The organism is Nitrospira sp. ND1 (assembly GCF_900170025.1).
Classification (GTDB): Bacteria; Nitrospirota; Nitrospiria; order Nitrospirales; family Nitrospiraceae; genus Nitrospira_A.
This window is the reverse complement of the sequence record NZ_FWEX01000006.1, coordinates 2,334,992-2,351,932: the sequence shown is the minus strand read 5'-3', so window position 1 is coordinate 2,351,932 and position 16,941 is coordinate 2,334,992. Positions and strand designations below refer to the sequence as shown.

At 60.2% G+C, this 16,941-nt stretch carries 21 protein-coding genes; 9 read left to right on the top strand and 12 right to left on the bottom strand.

Annotation, left to right across the window (positions count from 1 at the left end):
• The first annotated feature begins 574 nt into the window (after window positions 1–574).
• The 9 genes from NSND_RS15955 (at window position 575) to NSND_RS15920 (ending at window position 8,507) form a co-directional block, all read left to right on the top strand.
• A complete protein-coding gene (locus tag NSND_RS15955) occupies window positions 575–1,048 on the top strand; it encodes an Hsp20/alpha crystallin family protein (RefSeq protein ID WP_080879937.1) in 474 nt (157 codons plus the stop codon).
• Between the two features lie 16 nt (window positions 1,049–1,064).
• Window positions 1,065–1,214 (top strand): hypothetical protein, encoded by a 150-nt coding sequence (locus tag NSND_RS21330; protein WP_159450826.1) that lies wholly within the window; start codon window positions 1,065–1,067, stop codon window positions 1,212–1,214.
• 51 nt (window positions 1,215–1,265) lie between these two features.
• The gene (locus NSND_RS15950) at window positions 1,266–1,919 is read left to right on the top strand and encodes a phosphoribosyltransferase (protein ID WP_159450825.1); all 654 of its coding nucleotides are present in this window, start codon (window positions 1,266–1,268) and stop codon (window positions 1,917–1,919) included.
• Window positions 1,920–1,974: 55 nt separating this feature from the next.
• Complete coding sequence (locus NSND_RS15945) at window positions 1,975–2,469, top strand: BCAM0308 family protein (RefSeq protein ID WP_080879935.1); 495 nt, start codon at window positions 1,975–1,977, stop codon at window positions 2,467–2,469.
• Window positions 2,470–2,499: 30 nt separating this feature from the next.
• On the top strand, window positions 2,500–3,051 hold the full coding sequence (locus NSND_RS15940) for a nuclear transport factor 2-like protein (protein WP_080879934.1): 552 nt from the start codon (window positions 2,500–2,502) through the stop codon (window positions 3,049–3,051).
• Window positions 3,052–3,271: 220 nt separating this feature from the next.
• Entirely contained in the window at window positions 3,272–4,129 is an 858-nt protein-coding gene (locus tag NSND_RS15935; RefSeq protein WP_080879933.1) for a universal stress protein, read from the top strand.
• A gap of 49 nt (window positions 4,130–4,178) precedes the next feature.
• A complete protein-coding gene (locus NSND_RS15930; RefSeq protein ID WP_080879932.1) occupies window positions 4,179–4,541 on the top strand; it encodes a c-type cytochrome in 363 nt (120 codons plus the stop codon).
• Between the two features lie 24 nt (window positions 4,542–4,565).
• Window positions 4,566–5,768, top strand: a complete 1,203-nt coding sequence (locus tag NSND_RS15925) for a glutaredoxin family protein (RefSeq protein ID WP_080879931.1) — start codon at window positions 4,566–4,568, stop codon at window positions 5,766–5,768.
• Between the two features lie 3 nt (window positions 5,769–5,771).
• Window positions 5,772–8,507 carry a GNAT family N-acetyltransferase gene (locus NSND_RS15920; protein WP_080879930.1) on the top strand — a complete coding sequence of 912 codons (2,736 nt, stop codon included), beginning with the start codon at window positions 5,772–5,774 and terminating at the stop codon, window positions 8,505–8,507.
• Between the two features lie 29 nt (window positions 8,508–8,536).
• On the opposite strand, the gene NSND_RS15915 is transcribed toward NSND_RS15920, so the two are convergent.
• The 12 genes from NSND_RS15915 to trxC all read right to left on the bottom strand — a co-directional run bounded on the left by NSND_RS15915 (window position 8,537) and on the right by trxC (window position 16,919).
• The gene (locus NSND_RS15915) at window positions 8,537–8,995 is read right to left on the bottom strand and encodes a hypothetical protein (RefSeq protein ID WP_080879929.1); all 459 of its coding nucleotides are present in this window, start codon (window positions 8,993–8,995) and stop codon (window positions 8,537–8,539) included.
• 563 nt (window positions 8,996–9,558) lie between these two features.
• Complete coding sequence (locus NSND_RS15905) at window positions 9,559–10,092, bottom strand: hypothetical protein (RefSeq protein WP_080879928.1); 534 nt, start codon at window positions 10,090–10,092, stop codon at window positions 9,559–9,561.
• 21 nt (window positions 10,093–10,113) lie between these two features.
• Complete coding sequence (locus NSND_RS15900; protein WP_080879927.1) at window positions 10,114–10,668, bottom strand: cytochrome c3 family protein; 555 nt, start codon at window positions 10,666–10,668, stop codon at window positions 10,114–10,116.
• A gap of 3 nt (window positions 10,669–10,671) precedes the next feature.
• Window positions 10,672–11,259 (bottom strand): hypothetical protein, encoded by a 588-nt coding sequence (locus tag NSND_RS15895; RefSeq protein ID WP_080879926.1) that lies wholly within the window; start codon window positions 11,257–11,259, stop codon window positions 10,672–10,674.
• A gap of 100 nt (window positions 11,260–11,359) precedes the next feature.
• Window positions 11,360–11,746: a hypothetical protein gene (locus tag NSND_RS15890; protein WP_080879925.1), complete on the bottom strand. Its 387-nt coding sequence runs from the start codon at window positions 11,744–11,746 to the stop codon at window positions 11,360–11,362.
• Window positions 11,743–12,225 carry a hemerythrin domain-containing protein gene (locus NSND_RS15885; RefSeq protein WP_080879924.1) on the bottom strand — a complete coding sequence of 161 codons (483 nt, stop codon included), beginning with the start codon at window positions 12,223–12,225 and terminating at the stop codon, window positions 11,743–11,745. Before NSND_RS15885 ends, NSND_RS15890 begins: the two co-directional genes overlap by 4 nt.
• 14 nt (window positions 12,226–12,239) lie before the next feature.
• The gene (locus NSND_RS15880; protein ID WP_080879923.1) at window positions 12,240–12,716 is read right to left on the bottom strand and encodes a cytochrome c; all 477 of its coding nucleotides are present in this window, start codon (window positions 12,714–12,716) and stop codon (window positions 12,240–12,242) included.
• Window positions 12,713–13,651, bottom strand: a complete 939-nt coding sequence (locus NSND_RS15875) for a thiamine pyrophosphate-dependent enzyme (protein WP_080879922.1) — start codon at window positions 13,649–13,651, stop codon at window positions 12,713–12,715. The genes NSND_RS15880 and NSND_RS15875 overlap by 4 nt, the downstream gene beginning before the upstream one ends.
• A gap of 63 nt (window positions 13,652–13,714) precedes the next feature.
• A complete protein-coding gene (locus NSND_RS15870) occupies window positions 13,715–14,953 on the bottom strand; it encodes a pyruvate synthase (RefSeq protein WP_080879921.1) in 1,239 nt (412 codons plus the stop codon).
• Between the two features lie 14 nt (window positions 14,954–14,967).
• Complete coding sequence (locus NSND_RS15865; RefSeq protein ID WP_080879920.1) at window positions 14,968–15,855, bottom strand: 2-oxoacid:acceptor oxidoreductase family protein; 888 nt, start codon at window positions 15,853–15,855, stop codon at window positions 14,968–14,970.
• Window position 15,856: 1 nt separating this feature from the next.
• Window positions 15,857–16,165, bottom strand: coding sequence for a YtxH domain-containing protein (locus NSND_RS15860; RefSeq protein ID WP_080879919.1), 309 nt, complete (start codon window positions 16,163–16,165; stop codon window positions 15,857–15,859).
• A gap of 319 nt (window positions 16,166–16,484) precedes the next feature.
• Complete coding sequence (gene trxC, locus NSND_RS15855; protein ID WP_080880901.1) at window positions 16,485–16,919, bottom strand: thioredoxin TrxC; 435 nt, start codon at window positions 16,917–16,919, stop codon at window positions 16,485–16,487.
• Window positions 16,920–16,941: the final 22 nt, after the last annotated feature.

Below are 16,941 nucleotides of genomic sequence, written 5' to 3'. Positions count from 1 at the left end.
CATCACAAAAAACCCGCTCCCGTGTGAAGATCGGACCTGCCCCCTGACGGGAATCCTTCCGGACACCCCGGCGAGTCACACAACCTGGATAACCCGCGCTCCCCATTCATCGGGCTCCTTGTGCGAGCCGTGCCTCCTACTGGCACCGAGATGGAAGCGCGTCCCTTCGGACCGGACCCCGAAATTGCGACAGGCGCGACCCCCGAACCCACTCACGCGGCACGGAAGCGGGGGTTTCGACCTTATCCTGGCTCCACCTCCCTTCATATCCCTTCATTCATCGAGTAACCATGGCCGGATTGAAATCAATGAGGTAATTGGCACCATTGCGGCCCCCGTCCGCTGTCCCGTAACGCCCCACCCCGGCAAAATAGTGGGCACAGGAAACTGCCTGCCATGTTCCTAAGCAAGTGAACTTCCGCACCTCCCCTGTGAATGCCGCCACATTGTCCGCTGGCATCGAGTCTGCAACAGTGCCAATGCAGAATGACGGTTCCAGAACACCATCTCTCGAACGCCATGACAAGACACCAGCTCAGGCTGAACTTACTCATACCGTAAAGGAGACATGACCATGAGTGGACTCACCCGTTGGGAACCATTTCGGAGACAGATGAATCCATGGCGAGAACTTGAGGACATGGAACAGCGCTTGTCCGCCCTCTGGGGTCGGACACCGACCAAAACGGAAGGCCAGAAGGAGTCGATTTCGGTCGCAGAATGGTCTCCCCTGGTCGACATCACCGAAGACGACAAGGAATACCTGATCAAGGCGGAGCTGCCCGAGATCAAGAAGGAAGACGTGAAACTCACGGTGCAGGACAATGTGCTCGCGATCTCCGGCGAGCGCAAATACGAGAAGGAAGAAAAGGACAAGAAATATCATCGCATGGAACGCGCGTACGGCAGTTTCTTACGAAGCTTCACCCTGCCGGAAGATGCCGACGGCAGCAAGGTCGCGGCGGAATACAAAGACGGCATCCTCACAGTGCATCTGCCGAAATCGGAGAAAGCCAAGCCCAAATCGATTGACGTGAAGGTGTCCTAAGCGGAAGGAGCACACCATGTTCCGACATCCTCGATATCTGGACATCCCCTGGGAAATCCATTGGCATCCCGAGGGTGCATCTCACCATCACCGGTGGCTGATGGTGCTCGTGATTGTCGCGGCGCTGTTCCTCATCGGCGTAGGGGTCACGAGCGGGCTGTGGTAAGCCCCTTCGGGCCACAGTATGCAGGGCGCACGGCAGGGGGAGCGGAGAGCCATGTTCAAGAACCGTGAAGAAGCCGGCGAACTCCTCGCGCAGGAGCTGATCCAGTTTCGCAAAGATCCAAGCGCCATTCTCCTCGCGTTGCCGCGCGGGGGAGTGGCAGTGGCCTATCAATTGAGCCTGGCCCTGCATCTGGCGCTCGATGTGCTCATTACGCGAAAAATCGGCGCGCCGGGCAATCCTGAATATGCCCTGGGAGCCGTCAGCGAAACAGGCGCCGTGTACTGGAATCGAGAGGCGCTATTGGGCTTGTCGCTCACAGAACGACAACTCTCAGCCGCCGTGCAGGCGCAGCAAAAGGAAGTCACCAGGCGTGTAGCCTTGTACCGGCAGGGGCGACCGTTCCCCGACCTGAACGACCGGACGGTGATTCTCGTCGATGACGGCCTCGCCACAGGCGCGACGTTCTTTGCCTCCGTTGCGACCGCCCGCCAGGGAAACCCGCGTCGCGTGATCGGGGCCATTCCGGTGGGCCCCCGTTCGACCGTGGAGGAAGCGCGAAAACTGGTCGACCAATTGATCGTGCTGCGGATACCGGATCCGTTTTATGCCGTCGGTAACTTCTACCGGGACTTCGAGCAGGTCGAAGACCGTGAGGTGCTGCAATATCTCAATCTGGCGGAAGAAGCGTCTATCAACCGATCGTAACATCACAGCGCGGGCCACAGAGCGGATGACCCGGCACAGAAAAGGAATCGCACCGATGAACAAACACACCGAAGGCGGCCACGCCGCGCGCCGCGATCGCTTCGTGCAGGAAGGTCAACACGACACCTACAAGCTGCCGGGGAAGTTGAAGGAACCCACGGTCTGTAAGACTTGCGGGGCGCTGTTCCATAAGGGACGCTGGACCTGGGGAACCAAACCGACGGGGGCCGATGAGATCGTCTGTCCGGCTTGTCTCCGTATCGAAGACAACAACCCGAAAGGGTTCGTCACGCTCAAGGGAGCCTACAAAGACCAACACCGGGACCAAGTCATGGGGCTGATCCACAATGCCGAGGCGCAGGAAAAAAAAGAATACCCGCTGGCCCGCATTATGACGATCGAGAACCGGGCAGAGGGGCTTGTCGTCCTCACGACCGATACCCACTTACCCAGACGCATCGGCGAAGCGCTGAAACATGCGCATCACGGCGAATTGGAACTGCAATACGACAAGGATGAAGATTTTATCCGCGTCACCTGGGTCGGGTAGGCAACTTCACCATCGGAAGAAGGAGTGATCATGGGTGGAGGGGAACGGAGGTGGGATCGATGGAGCAGGTTTCTCATCGGCGGGCTTCTGGTGGTCACCCTGACGGGGTCTCCGGCAACAGCCGAGATGCAGCTCCTTCCTGGAGCGGCGGCAGACCTCGATCAAGCGACCGTCGATCACGTGCTGGCAACGTTCCGGCAGGCGGAACAGGCGCTTCGTGCCGGCGACGTGGACGGCATCATGGCCCTGTATTCGGAGCAGTACAATTATCACGGACTGAAGAAGACCGACATGCGGAAGGTCTGGATCAACCTGTTCGACGAATTCCGGGAACTGTCCGACACTCATCATTTTTCCCGGATGATCAAGGTCGGATCCGGCTCCAAGACCATCATCGAGGTCACCTGTACGGGCAGTTTGTCGGGCCTGTCGAAAACCGGCGGGTTACGTGTGCCGATCGACAGTTGGTATGAGGAAGTGCACTACATGACGTTCGATGACGGTCAGTGGCGCATTCGCGGCAACGTCGGCGATTCCCCGCGGTTCATGCCCTTCGGCACGTCACCGCACCCGTTGTTCTAGCAGGCAGGATGCGGAAAGGCTGTGTGCAGATCCTGCATGCTCGAGGAGCCGGGCGTATGGGAAAGCGATCAATATCTTCGCAGGATGCTCAAAAAGGCCGTCCAGCAAGGCCGCAGCAAGCGAAGAGGCGAAGCGTACTGTGGACCGTACGTTGAACCTCTGAGCGCTGCGAGAACGACGCTGGAGGACTTTTTCAGCATCCTGTCGCGAAAGGAGTCTTATGCGCGCCCTCATCGCACTCGACTGGTCGGAACAGGCGTTCGCAGCCGTTCGTGAAGTGTCCTACCTGTACGATCTGCACGAGGTCATCCTGGTGCATGGGATCGACTTGGGCATGTTTCAGTATCCGATCGTCGCAGAAGTGAGCAGCATGCAGGGGTACGACGACTTCCGGAAAGCCATGGAGAAAGCGGGGGAGCAATTGCTCGACCACACATCTACGATGTTGCCATCCGAAGGCCTCTCCATCACACGGGTGTGCGAATTCGGCAAACCGGCCTCGCTGATTCTGGACAAGGCCAGGGAAACGCATGCAGACCTGATCGTGATCGGAGCGCGCGGGCGGGGACGCGTCGGCGAACTCGTCCTCGGCAGCGTCTCCCATCGCGTCGCACTCCATGCCGACTGCACGACCTTGATCGTGAAAGAGCGTGAGGGGCCAGTCAAGCGCGTAACGGTCGCCGTCGAAGGACATGAGGATGGCGCCAGGATCAAGGACTGGCTCCTCAGCCATCCGTTTAAGAATCCGGTCGATCTCACCATCGTGAGCGTCGTACGGCAGATTCCGTCCACCGATCCGTTCAGCCTCTTTCCGCTTCAGGATTGGACCGGGATCGCCGTACGCTCGGCCGAAGACCTGGTGAAGAACTTGGCCGCCTCGGTCATGAATCACCGGTATACGGTCGGCACCCAGGTGACCGTCGGAGACCCGACCGACATCCTGACGGAACGCGCCAAGTCGGCAGATCTTCTGGTCATTGGTTCCCATGGACGCAAGGGGCTGGAGCGATTTCTCCTGGGAAGCATTTCCCACGCCCTCCTGCACCACGTGCCCTGTCCGGTCTTGATCGTACGATGAGTCTGTGACCAATCCGGCGCACTGCGCCGAACCATAAAGGAGCCTGCGCATGAAAACGTTCAGCATTCTTTCTGCCGTTTGCCTCGTCATCCTGGGCAGCACCTGGGCCACCGCGCAAACCAATCGCGGCAATCCTCGCGACGGCCAGGCCATCTATGAAAAGAACTGCCTGCGATGCCATGGTGACAAACTGGACGGTAACGGGCCGGATGGCCAGTATTTGATCGTGAAGCCGGCGAATTTTCAGTCGGTCAACTCACGAGCGAAAACTGATTGGGAGTTGCTGATCACGATTGCGAACGGAGCCCTGTTCAGCCCCATGCACGGCTATCGCGGGAAATTGACGGATCAACAGATGCTGGACGTGTTGTCCTACATCCGTTCCGTCGCAGCACCCGAATTCATCAGTTAGCCGACAGGCGCCACAGGCACAGCGATGCGTCGGCGGAGGATTTTTTACGCAGGCCTATTGTTCGTCTGCCTGTGGCTCCTCGGTTCAGAGGTGTCCATTCACGCCTCCGAACCGATTGCGGACCTGGAAGTCTTTGTCCGCGCCGGCTGTCCACATTGCGAAGCTGCCAAGGCATTTCTTCGCGAGCTTCGGCAACATCGTCCCGCCCTGCACATTCTGGTTCGGGATGTCGGTCAGGATCAGACCGCGCTCACCCGTTTAGAGACGTTGGCAAGGCGGCAGGCGGTGACGCTGATCGGCGTTCCGGCCTTTTATCTGCAAGGCGAATTGATCATCGGCTATCAAGATGCCGGGACCACCGGCGCCCGCCTGCTTGCACTCCTTGATCGAGCGGCTCCCTCCCTGGATTCCGAACCGTTGTCCGCCTGCCGCCCGACACAACCGGCCTGCAGCACGCCTGCAGATCACACCTCCGCCGGAGGAGACAGCATCCTGCACCCCTGGTTCGGCCGCCTCAGTTATCCGGACATCGGGCTCCCCCTCTTCACCCTCGCCATCGGGCTGCTCGACGGCTTCAATCCCTGCGCGATGTGGGTGCTGTTGTTTCTCCTATCGCTCCTGGTCTCATTGCAGGACCGCGTCAAAATGTCGCTCGTGGCCGGCACCTTCGTCCTGATGAGCGGGGGGCTGTATTTTGCCTTCATGGCCGCCTGGCTGAATGTCTTTCTCTTCGTGGGCCTCTCGCGCACAGTCCAACTCACGCTGGGCGGCGTGGCACTCCTGATCGGCGCAGTCAACGTGAAAGATTTCTTCGCCTTCCGGCAGGGGTTGTCGCTGAGTATTCCGGCCGCGGCCAAACCGGGCCTCTATGCGCGGCTGCGCCGGATCGTTCAGGCGGAGAATCTCACCGGCGCTCTGATCGGGATCGTAATCCTGGCCGCGCTGGTGAACGTCGTCGAGCTGCTGTGCACGGCCGGACTCCCCGCACTCTACACGCACATCCTCAGCACGCAGTCGCTCTCCACCTGGCAGTATTATGGGTACCTTGGCCTCTACAACGCGGCGTACATCTTCGATGACGCGCTGATGGTGACGATCGCGGTGATCACCCTGGGTCGTCACAAGCTAGCGGAACGCGAAGGACGATGGTTGAAACTGATCAGCGGGGCGGTCATGATCGGACTCGGCCTGCTGCTGCTCGTGAAACCGGACCTGCTCTCGGGGTAATTCATGCAACGTATCCGCCCACTCCACATGCCGCCCTCCCGTGACGAGGGTCCTGACGCCGGTCATGTCGTCTTGAGCGACGGCACGACGGCGCTTCTGCGTATTGCGCAGCCATCCGACGCGGATGAATTGCAGCACTTCGTCGAACGCCTGTCGCCGGAAGCCAGACGCCACCGGTTTTTTTCCGAAACCGCGCCGCCCGCCGAGGTGATCCGCACACTCTGCGACCCTTCCGACCCGCGGCGTAGCCTCACCGTGATTGCCCTTCGCCGGCAGAATGGCGCCCTCCGTGTCATCGCCTCCGGGTCCTATCATGCCCGGGACCCGCACCAGGCCGAAGTAGCTCTGGCCGTAGACGATCGGCTTCATGGGCATGGCTTGGGCACGCTGCTTCTGGAGCGACTGGCGCTGCTGGCAGTCCGCTACGGCTTTACGAGACTCTGGGCCATCACCCACGCCGACAATGTGGCCATGCGCGAGGTGTTCGCCTCCTCCGGACTGCCCATGGAAGAACATGTCGAAGGCGGCGACATGGAGGTCGAGCTCTCGCTGACACCGACCGACCACAGCGTACGTCAATCCGAGTGGCGTGAACGGGTCGCCACCACAGCTTCGCTCCGGCCCCTCTTCCATCCGCAGGCCGTCGCCGTGATCGGCGCCTCGCGCGATCCTCAGAGTATCGGCTACCGGTTGCTTGACGCCTTGAGCAGCAACGGCTTTCACGGCCGCTGCTATGCGATCAATCCGCATGCCGCCACCATCGCCGGCATGCAGACCTATCCGTCGCTTCAGGCATTGCCGGAACCGGTCGATCTGGCCGTCATCGCCGTCCCCAAAGACGCCGTCCTCTCTGTTCTGGACGACTGTGCGGCGACCGGAGTCCGCGCGCTGGTGGTCATCACCGCCGGGTTCGCCGAAGTCGGAGTAGATGGACGCCGTTTGCAAGACCAACTCCTCGAGAAGGTTCGGCAACAGGGCCTGCGCATGGTCGGCCCCAATTGCTTCGGCATCCTGAATACCGATCCGGCCGTGCGGCTCAACGCCACCTTCGCATCCACGTTTCCCCTCGCCGGCTCCATTGCCATGTCGTCACAAAGCGGCGCTCTGGGGTTGGCCCTGCTCGCCGCATCCGAACGATTGCAGCTCGGTCTTTCCACCTTCGTCAGCGTCGGCAACAAGGCGGATGTGTCGGTCAACGACCTCCTGCAATACTGGGAGAACGATCCCGCAACGCGCGTCATCCTGCTGTATGTGGAATCGTTCGGCAATCCGAGGCGGTTTGCGCAGATCGCCCGCCGGGTCAGTCGCAACAAACCGATCGTCGTCCTGAAGGCAGGCCGTACCTCTTCGGGCAAACGCGCCGCGGGATCCCACACGGCTGCGCTGGCCGCCAATGATGTCGGGGTGGAAGCCCTGTTTCAGCAGACCGGGATCCTGCGCGCCGAGACGCTCGAAGACATGTTCGCATTGGCGGCAGGCCTCTCGGATCAACCGCTGCCGAAGGGCAACCGCGTCGGAATCATCACGAACGCCGGCGGGCCGGCCATCCTCTGCGCCGACGCCTGCGAAGCGAGCGGCCTGGAGGTTCCTGAATTGTCGCAAGCGACCATGACTCACCTGGCCTCATTTCTGCCGCCGGCTGCGGCCCTGCGCAACCCGGTCGATCTGATCGCCTCGGCCGATCCCGAGCAATACGCCCAAGCCATTGCGGCGCTCTTGAAATCCGACGATATCGATGCCCTCATCATTCTCTACCTTGCCGTCACCGCCACCGATGTGGACCCGATCGCCGAAGGCATCAAGAAGGGCATCCTCGAAGCGCGAGCCACGGCATCCATCAAGAAACCGATCTATATCGGGTGGATGGTGGAAACGGATCGTGAGCGGAGATTTTCCTTCACGAGCGACACCATCCCCACCTTTTCGCTGCCGGAACTCCCCGCGCGCGCCCTGGGGAAAATCGCCGGATATGTGCAGTGGCGAGAGCGCCCCGCCGGCATGGTGCCGGATTTCGACGATCTGGACCGCCCGACCGCGACCCGCATCTGCCATGACGCCCTGGCCGCACGTGGAGACGGCTGGCTGACGACAGCCGAGACACGGGCCCTGTTGAGCGCGATGTCGATCCCGCTTCCGCCCGGCGGTGTCGCGACCGGCGCTGAAGAAGCCGCCCTGCTTGCCGAGCAGATCGGATTTCCGGTCGCCGTGAAGCTGGCGTCCCATACACTTGTCCACAAAACGGAAATCGGCGGTGTGCATTTGGACCTCAACACGAAGGCTGAGGTTCGGCAGGCGTTCGAGCAGATCGCCGCACGGCTCGCACAGGATCAGAGCCTGGAAGCCATGGAAGGGGTCCTGGTCCAACCGATGGTGACCGGCGGCGTCGAGGTGATGGCGGGCATGGTCCAGGATCCCTCGTTCGGTCCCTTGATCGGCTTCGGGCTGGGCGGGATTCACGTCGAGATTCTGGGAGACGTGCGCTTCCGAATCACGCCGTTGACGGAGCTGGATGCCGCCGACCTGATTCGCAGCATTAAGGGCTATCGTCTGCTGCAGGGTTATCGCGGCCATCCGCCGTGCGATGTGGATGCGATTCAAGAACTCTTGCTCAGACTGTCACGGCTGGTCGAAGAGGTGCCGGAGATCGTGGAACTGGATCTGAATCCGATCTTCGCCATGCCGCCGGGCCAGGGCTGCCGCATCGTGGATGCGAGGATCAGGGTGGGAAAGATAGCCTAGAGACTTGGAGGCTAGAATCGGTTTGTTGATTAGCCATCGAGCCATTTCACTTCGCGCACCACTTGACCTAGATTTCCTCGCCCGAGAATTACGTGAGCGGTGTGGATATAGCCGAGCTCTTTTCGAAACGCCTGCAGTTTCAAATTATCGTATGCGAGATCTTCTCCAGGCTTTTTCATTTCTAGAACAAGCAGATTATTTTTATCCGTGATGCGCTGATGCACAATAATGTCTGGAAAGACCGTGGTTGCTCGAAGCTCTCGATCCAACGCTTTTCTCGTGGGGAGCCAAAGGCGTTTGGGATCGCCGAAATGTCGATTATATTCAACATCAACGTCGTATGTGCCTGGCACTAGTGCTGCGAGATATATGGCCAAGTAATGAGATAGCGCGCGCTCCGTGACATCAAGATCGAGCAGGGCAGATTGTTCCTCGACAAAGCGATCTATGGCTTTTTCAACTATGGCAGAGATTTCGCTGCGGTCCATTTCGCTCCGCCTCCTCGTTGATACAGAGGTACCCTCTACCGCTTCTGATCAATGCCCAGATACGCAACCATCTCTTCCGAATTCCGAAGGTGTTCAGTTACATTATACCGGTTAGTCTGTAACGGTGAACTACGCAGCATTGCGCTTGAGGGCCGCCTGCCCGCGGCCCGCGGCGAACGTGAGAGAAGATTCTGAAGCTGCCTCTCGACATAGGCATCGAGCAAGCCGCGAATCATGCGCTGGTATTGCGTGTAGTGCCGGGGCGCTTCGGCCTTGAAGAATTTTTCGCGTTTTTTCTCAATGCGGATGTCGCTTTGTCACCCTCATCACGAAATGCCAATTGGGCAGGAGAGGGGACAAAATCTGGAACGACACGGATCTCTCCCAGAGGCTCATCCCTATATCGTATTTTCGTACTCATAACCGGCCGCGCCCTTCCGCAACACCTGGCACCGATGATTCGACTAATTGAGCCTCGATAGGCAGCACTTCCTACCATATCTACATATGACGATTATAGAGAATGATTTCACCTCAATCCGGGGTCTCACGCATACGCAGATCTAGCTTCCGTCTGCCGCCGTACGGCCTTCACAACCAGCGGTGGAAGACTTCGGTTTGCGCCCCTCTTCATCCCACACCCGCCGTCTCGCACCGACATGCGTCAGCAGACATTCCGCGGTCGCAAGAAGATCCTGCACCTGGTGAGCCGAACTGTCGGCATAATTCGCCAGGTCGAAGATCGGAATCTGAAGGCAAACTTCGGCGCGATTTTTTCGCTCCGGGGAGAAGACGATGCGATGCGCGGGAGGCTGCGGATGCTCGCAGGGCTTCAGAAGATCCAGCGTCTGAAAGAACACCCGGCAGAGCCGTTGCAGGTCGCCAAGAATTTCACGATGCTCGGCATCATCATTGAGCGGCAGCTGAGTCGGATCGTGAAACGCCGCATAGAGGTTCAGCTGGAATCCAATCTGGACCACATTGCCGGCGCCCGTCTTCACATAGAACGGGTCGTGATCGAAACAGACTTTTCGCGTCACGATCATGTCGCGCAGGGCTTGTTCGGTAGGAAAGGCTTGTTCGAGATTCAATCGCATCGTCACTCCATCATACTCCCCTCACGATGCCCCCCTGCCATGACAGGCAAGGCACACGGCTATACGACCAGGCTGATGCGCGCCACCTCCCTGTTCATACAACCGCCGCACGATCGGCTCGTCTCGCAGCGTCGGCTTGGTCGCGACCCTCACACCGAACTCGTGACAGGCCGTGCAGGAACTGGTGCCGGTTGCACGGAAGACAAATTCACCGTGGGGATTGGTCCTCGCTCGTTCGGTGATTTGAGCAAGCGCGCCGCGATGCTCCGTGTGGCAAGCCGTGCAGGCCATGCGTTGCGCCACCAGGTCACGATGCCAGGTCGTCACGGCAGGCGTCGCCCGATCCTCGAAATATCGCTCCGAATGGCAACTCACACAGCGAGCCGGACTAGGGCCACGGAATGGTTCGTGGCAGTGGGTACACCCGGCTTGATCGACGTGGTATCGGCTCAAATCGCCCGGTGCCCAGAACGAAGCGGGACTTCTCACCGACCCCCAGCCGATCCAGACAACAAGCACAAGCGTCACCAGAGCCACCACCGGCACCGCACTTCTTGGCAGCGGATGGTATCGCATCCGTCACGAGATTCCTGCGAAGAACAACGCCCCCGCCACATGCAACACCGTGAACACGAGAAACATCAGTGTCATCGGCGCGTGGATCGCTTGCCACATGCGGAACGCTTCCTCTTGGGACGCCATGCCATGCAACTGCGCGTCGATATCGCCCTCGGATAATCCTTCGTGCTGGAGTCGGCGGCGTTGATCGTTGAGCGCTCTCAGGCTGAATGCATGTACCGCCTGCCCGACGATCCCGCTGACGACCACGATTACCATGGACAGCATCGCGAGAATCGGCACCAACGCGTGATAATGTGCGCCGGAGTGCAGAAAAATCAGCAACGGGCCCACCACCCCCGCCACCATATGAACTCGAAACCAGCCTCGCGGCCAGCGGCGGGCCGGGCTGATTCGCTTGCGCAACGGATACACAAATACCAGCAGGGTAACGGCGAGGCCGACCCAGCCGGCTGCATGGCCATACCGCGTATGCCCGAAGGGGGTGGTCTCCCCGAGACTGAGCAGGGCCTCGAACATCAGGGCGCCCGACACCGCCGCCACCACCACGACCGTCACGACAAGGACACGCAGCCGCACAGATGTCATACCTCGCTCGCTCAGAACAAGAGGAGAGCTGATAGCGCATGGCTTATAGTAAATAACTCAACGCACGCCATCATCGGCCATAAGCCATTCGCTCCCTGACTTACTTTCGGTATTTTTCCACGCCCTTATTGCCCCCGGCATGGCACCGCAGACAGTCCGCGAATCGCCCGGGGCCATGAACCCCCTTGGCCTTAGCTCTGAGTTCCTGGACCAATGCATTGTCCTGGACTTGTGGACTCAACGTCCCCTCTTTGCCAGCTCGATGACAATCCAGGCACGTGGTGGCGCCCGTCGCCCGAAAAATCAAATCGCTGTGCGGATTGGCCACCATGCCACCGGCATCAGCTATCGTCCACGCAATCGACGGCCCCTCCGCCTCCGACGCAATCACACCACCGTACGGCACCGCATAGGTCCATCGCGGCACTGAGGCTACGACCAGCAGTCCCAGGATGCACAAAGCAGCACCGAGGCCCGGGCGACTCATGAGTGCCCACTCCCGCAACAGGTGCGATATCGCTCTTCAGGAATTTCTTTCATCGCCTGGTACAACTCCGCGCGTTCCTGATCGCTGATCACCTGATCGATCGACGGGTAGAGAATCCGTTCTTCCTTCATGTTGTGCGATTTCAGGATATCCAACAGCCGCTGGTCGTCCTGATCGCTCTCCGGATCCTGTGCCTGAACCTTGTGGTGAATCGCCTCCAGGCAATCGCCGATCATCCGATGCTCGGTTCTCATAACCTGCGTCGGACCGCCTTCCGCCATGCCGGAGTTCTCCTCCCACTTGGGAAACAACACGTCTTCTTCCCAGACAATGTGGCGTTGCAGGCCGAACTTGAAGGCGACGAACGCCTCTTTGGCCTTGGCGAAATCCTTTCGCTTCTGCTCCTGAAACGTCGTGAACAGGGCATCGAGACGGTCGTGATCCTGCTCGAACGTGACGCTGATCTTTCCTTCGGACATGCAGCTCTCCTTGGTTATGAACTACGCAGTTTGTACTCCAGGTGACAGGCAACACAGGCTTTCAGCAGTTTGTTGAACTCGGGCAGGATCTGCTTCAGGTCCCGCGACGGCATCACATCGGCCAGCTTTTCCGCGGCTTCATGATGCGCCATCGCCAGGTCATGGTAGGCCGGCGGAAAATTCTCCGGCTGCTGGCGAGCCATCGCGTGTCGGTGCATGAAAAACCCCAAGTGCGTTTCGGTCAAGCCTTGAGCGAGCCTGTAATCCTCGTCGGCCAGCGCTGCAACGATCGCTTGAACCGTCTCCAAATGTTGGAGCATGACGGCGCGATGTTCCTGTCGGGCGTCGGCATCGAGCTGGACCGGCGTGCGCACATCCGGCAAATGAACCGGCGTCACACCATTGATGCCGGATGCAGCCTTCGGCTCCGCGCAGCCGCTCGCAAGGAGCGCCGCGAAGAACACCAGTGGAACAGCGGCTTGTCGAATCATGATCCCTCCCTGGTTGCCCGCTCCCAATAGGCGTCCACGCGCGCTTGAATGTGCTGAATCGCCTCCGTCTGTACGGTCGGCTCAAACAGGTGCCGGAACCGTCCCTGCAACTTGAGATAGGCCTCGACCGGCTTGCGCTTCGGGACGTAGGTGTGGGTGAGCACTCCATTGATAGCTTCCTTCAGCGGCCAGAGCCCGGTCTCGACCGCCAACTTGGCCACTTCCGGCGTTTTCCCTGGATCGTAGAGCCAGCCGGTCGGGCAGGCGGCTAACATGAGAAACATCTTCGGCCCCGTGAAGGCAGCCGCCCGCGCAAATTTTTCTTCCAGATCCAGCGGGTATCGAGGCGCGACGGTCGCGATGTACGGCGGTTTGTGCGCGCGCCAGATTTCAAAGATGTCTTTCTTCTCTTGAGATGCCCCGCTCGGATGCTGCAGGCTGCAAGGCGAGGTGGCTGTCCGCGCCCCATAAGGGGTCGCCGGGGACAGCTGCATACCGGTGTTCCCGTACGCCTCGTTGTCGTAACAGATGTAATAGAAATCGAGTCCGCGATTCATCGCGCCCGAGGTGGACGACAGCGCCATATCGTAGGTCGAGCCGTCGCCTCCCAGCACCACGACTTTCAGGTTCTCGCGCTTCGGTAACCGTCCTTTTGCGATCAATACGTCCAACGCATCACGCACACCCTGCGCACCGGCAGGCGCGGAGCCCATCGTCGTATAGAGCCATGAGCCCTTGAATGACGTGTAGGGATAGGCCGCCAACATAGTGAAGCAACCGGCCGCGTTGACATACACGACCTCGTCGCCGAGCACCTTCGCCGCAAGTCGCAACGACTCCAACCCACCGCACCCGGCGCAGAGCGCGCTTCCCGAAAGCACATGCTCCTCACCTGGAATCTGCTTGATCTTCTTAAATGTCTCTCGTTGCCACATGGCGTCTCTCGTATCTCGTGGTTCGTATCTCGCCGCGTCCGAACGGTCAGCAGGATTTCTTCTTCACGTTTCGCGTTTCACGCTTCCTGCCGCTACCATCTGGAGCTGAGTCATCTCCCGATGCTCTGCTTGAGTGTAGAGGAGAACCGGACCGATTCCTTTTCCGCTGACTCCGGCTTTCGCCGTTTGCTCGAAGACCGCGTGAAACGCCCCCACCGACAGATTCTGTCCCCCAAGCCCTCCGATGAAGGAACAGAGTGCCCGCGGCCGCTCGACTTCGTGATACAGCGAGGCGGCAATTTCCTGAAACAGAATGCCACCCTGCCCCGGCGCAAGATTCTGATCCAACACGGCCACAGCGCGACGCCCTCGCAATGCGTCGCGGATCGCCTCCGCCGGCCAGGGTCGAATCATCCGAAGCCGCAACAGGCCCACTCGTTTCCCCTCTCCCCTGGCTGCATCGACCGCCGCCTTGCCCGTGCTCGAACAGGAATTCGTCATCACGAGCACATCCTCCGCATCGTCCAGCCGATATCCCTCGACCGCATCGTAACGCCGACCGAATACCTGTTCGAAGGACGCGGCAGCTTCACGGTGCACCTCGAGGGCATTGATCGAGGCCAGATGCATTTGATGCCGGAAATAGGCATAGGGCGTCCCACCGATCACCGTCACCCCTAACGAATGGGGCGCAGACGCGCTGAACCCGAGGTGAGCGGGACGGAACGGCGGCAGAAACGTCTGCACTTGCTCCGGATCCGGGATACGGACCGGCTCTCGCGTGAACGAGAGCGAAAAGCCGTCCAGATTCACGATGACCGGCAACATCACCCGTTCATCTTCTGCGATCCGATAGGCCATCAGAATCGAGTCGAGTACTTCCTGACAAGTCTCGGCGTGTATCTGTAAAAATCCGGCATCACGCGCCGCCAGCACATCGTTATGATCCGACTCCAACGTAATGGGCGCAGCCAGTGCCCGCGATACGTTGACCAGCACGAGCGGGGCACGCCAGCCCGAGATCGAGTAGAGCACTTCGAAGGCGTAGAGCAATCCCTGGCTGGATGTCGCGGTGAAGACTCGGGCTCCCGTCGCCTCTGCCGCTCCCGCCGCCGTCATCATCGAATGTTCAGAGTCCATCGTGACGAACCGCGCTGCCAGTTCACCGCCCTCACACCATTTGGCCAGCGCTTCCACAATTTCCGTTTGCGGTGTGATGGGAAACGCAGGAATGTAATCCACGTCAGCCAGTCTCGCCCCCCAGGCCGCCGCCAGGTTGCCGGTCATCATTTGGCTGTCCATGCCACTCCGCCTTCCTATTCCCGCTCCGCGACGAGGGCATGCGTGGGGCACTCGTGCACGCAGATCTGACAGCCTTTGCAATGCGCATAGTCGATCATCGGCCGGTCATCCTTGTTCATCGAAATCACCCCGTCGGGGCAATAGACGAAACAAAGCCAGCATCCGTTGCACTTGTCGGCGACCAGCACAGGCCTAAACGTCCGCCACCCGCCGGTTTCACGCAGCACGGAATTCCCGGTGGCGCTGATCCTGGCCGTCCCCCTGCTCGGCGATTCATAGACCGGTATGTGGAAAGTCGTCGCGATAGTCGCCGACTCTGCCACAGACTCCCGCTCCATCACCTGCACCGACTCATAACACGTGAGCGCGACGGTTTGATTCCGCTCAATAATCGGCGGGGCTACGCCGAGATTTCCCAACTCCTGCTCAATGGCCTGCCGGAGCGGTTCCTGTTGCAACCCGGACAACCGGGCGGCGACGGCACCGAGCAACGCGCTGATCGCCTCCCGCTGGCCGAAATGCTGCAGGGCAATCTCCGTCACCCCTAACGTCGTGATGCGACCACATAACGCGCTCGGCGCGCGAATCTGCTCCGCATGCAGCGGCGAATTGATGAACAGGATGGTCTGCTCGGTGATGCCGTCCGACACGCGGGCCGCAGGATCTTCCAGCAGCGATGCATCGGCCACCACCACCAGATCGGGATGGGCAATGACCCCTCGCTCGCGGATCGGCTCCCGGCCGAACCGCGTGAATGCCGCGACAGGCGCTCCGCGACGCTCGGCTCCATAGATCGGCGAATCCTGAGCCTGGTACCCGCTCAGGAACGCCGCCGTGCCGAGAATCCGGCTCGCCGTCTTGGCGCCCTGCCCCCCGCGCCCGTGAAATCGCACCGCATACATTTCAGGCCCGATCCGTCTTTTCTTTCTTGAACGCTTCCTTTCCCGCCGCCAACGCCGCGGCAATCGTCGCCTCGGTCTCCTTCAGATACCGCTTGGCTTCGTCGACGCTGTGGGAGATTTCCCTTCGCACTTCTTTGGCCTTCTCCAACACCTCCTCCTCCGTCCGACGCGCATAGCCTTTGATCGCCCGACGGGTTTCCTCGCCGGAACTGGGCGCATACAGAATCGCCGCCATCGCCCCCAGCATCGCCCCGCTCAAAAACGCGATCGACACCCCCAGTCCCGAACAGCTGTCATGATGGTCTGCCATGATGATGTGTCCTCCCTGCTCTATCGATTGTTCCGGCTTCAGCCTATCCCCTCGATACCCCTCTTGGGAGAAAGCAGAGGACGTGCCAGGCAAGGATGCCGGCGCACCAACGAAATACCCGCTTTGGCAAGGGTTTTCAGGGACCAGCAAACCGCAACAACGGAGGGGGATGTCGATTGGGGAATTCCAGAACCGGCCCGGACTCGGCACTGGCGCAAAACGCGCCAGCGATCAGGATCTCTCAGAATCCGGAGGGCTGGGTTGCACCGAGGGAAAGGAGAACGGATACGAACGAAGCGCGGTCACAAGAGAGGACCGGTCAGATCTTGCTGCGAACCCACCGCACAATATCCTGAAGCCCCAGCGCCCCCGGCTGACGCCCCAGTTCGCGCCCTCCTCGCAACAGCACTAGCGTGGGGATGCTCGAGATGCCGAACCTCGCGGCCAGGGGCTGTTCCTCCTCCGTATTTACTTTAGCCAGGCGAACTTGAGGTTCCAGCATCTGCGCCGCCTGTTCATAGGCCGGAGCCATCATGCGGCAGGGCCCGCACCAGGGGGCCCAGAAATCCACCACCAGGGGAATCTCCGCTCGCTGCGCATGCAGATCGAAATCCGCCGCCGTCAACGCGATCGGGTGACCGGTAAACAAGGAGGCATGGCACTGACCGCAATTGGGCTGCTCCGCCAGACGGACCGCCGGAACTCGATTGATACTCCGGCAATGCGGACAGACCAGATGGAGTTTCTCCGTCACCGCCTCACCTGGTCCATGCGAC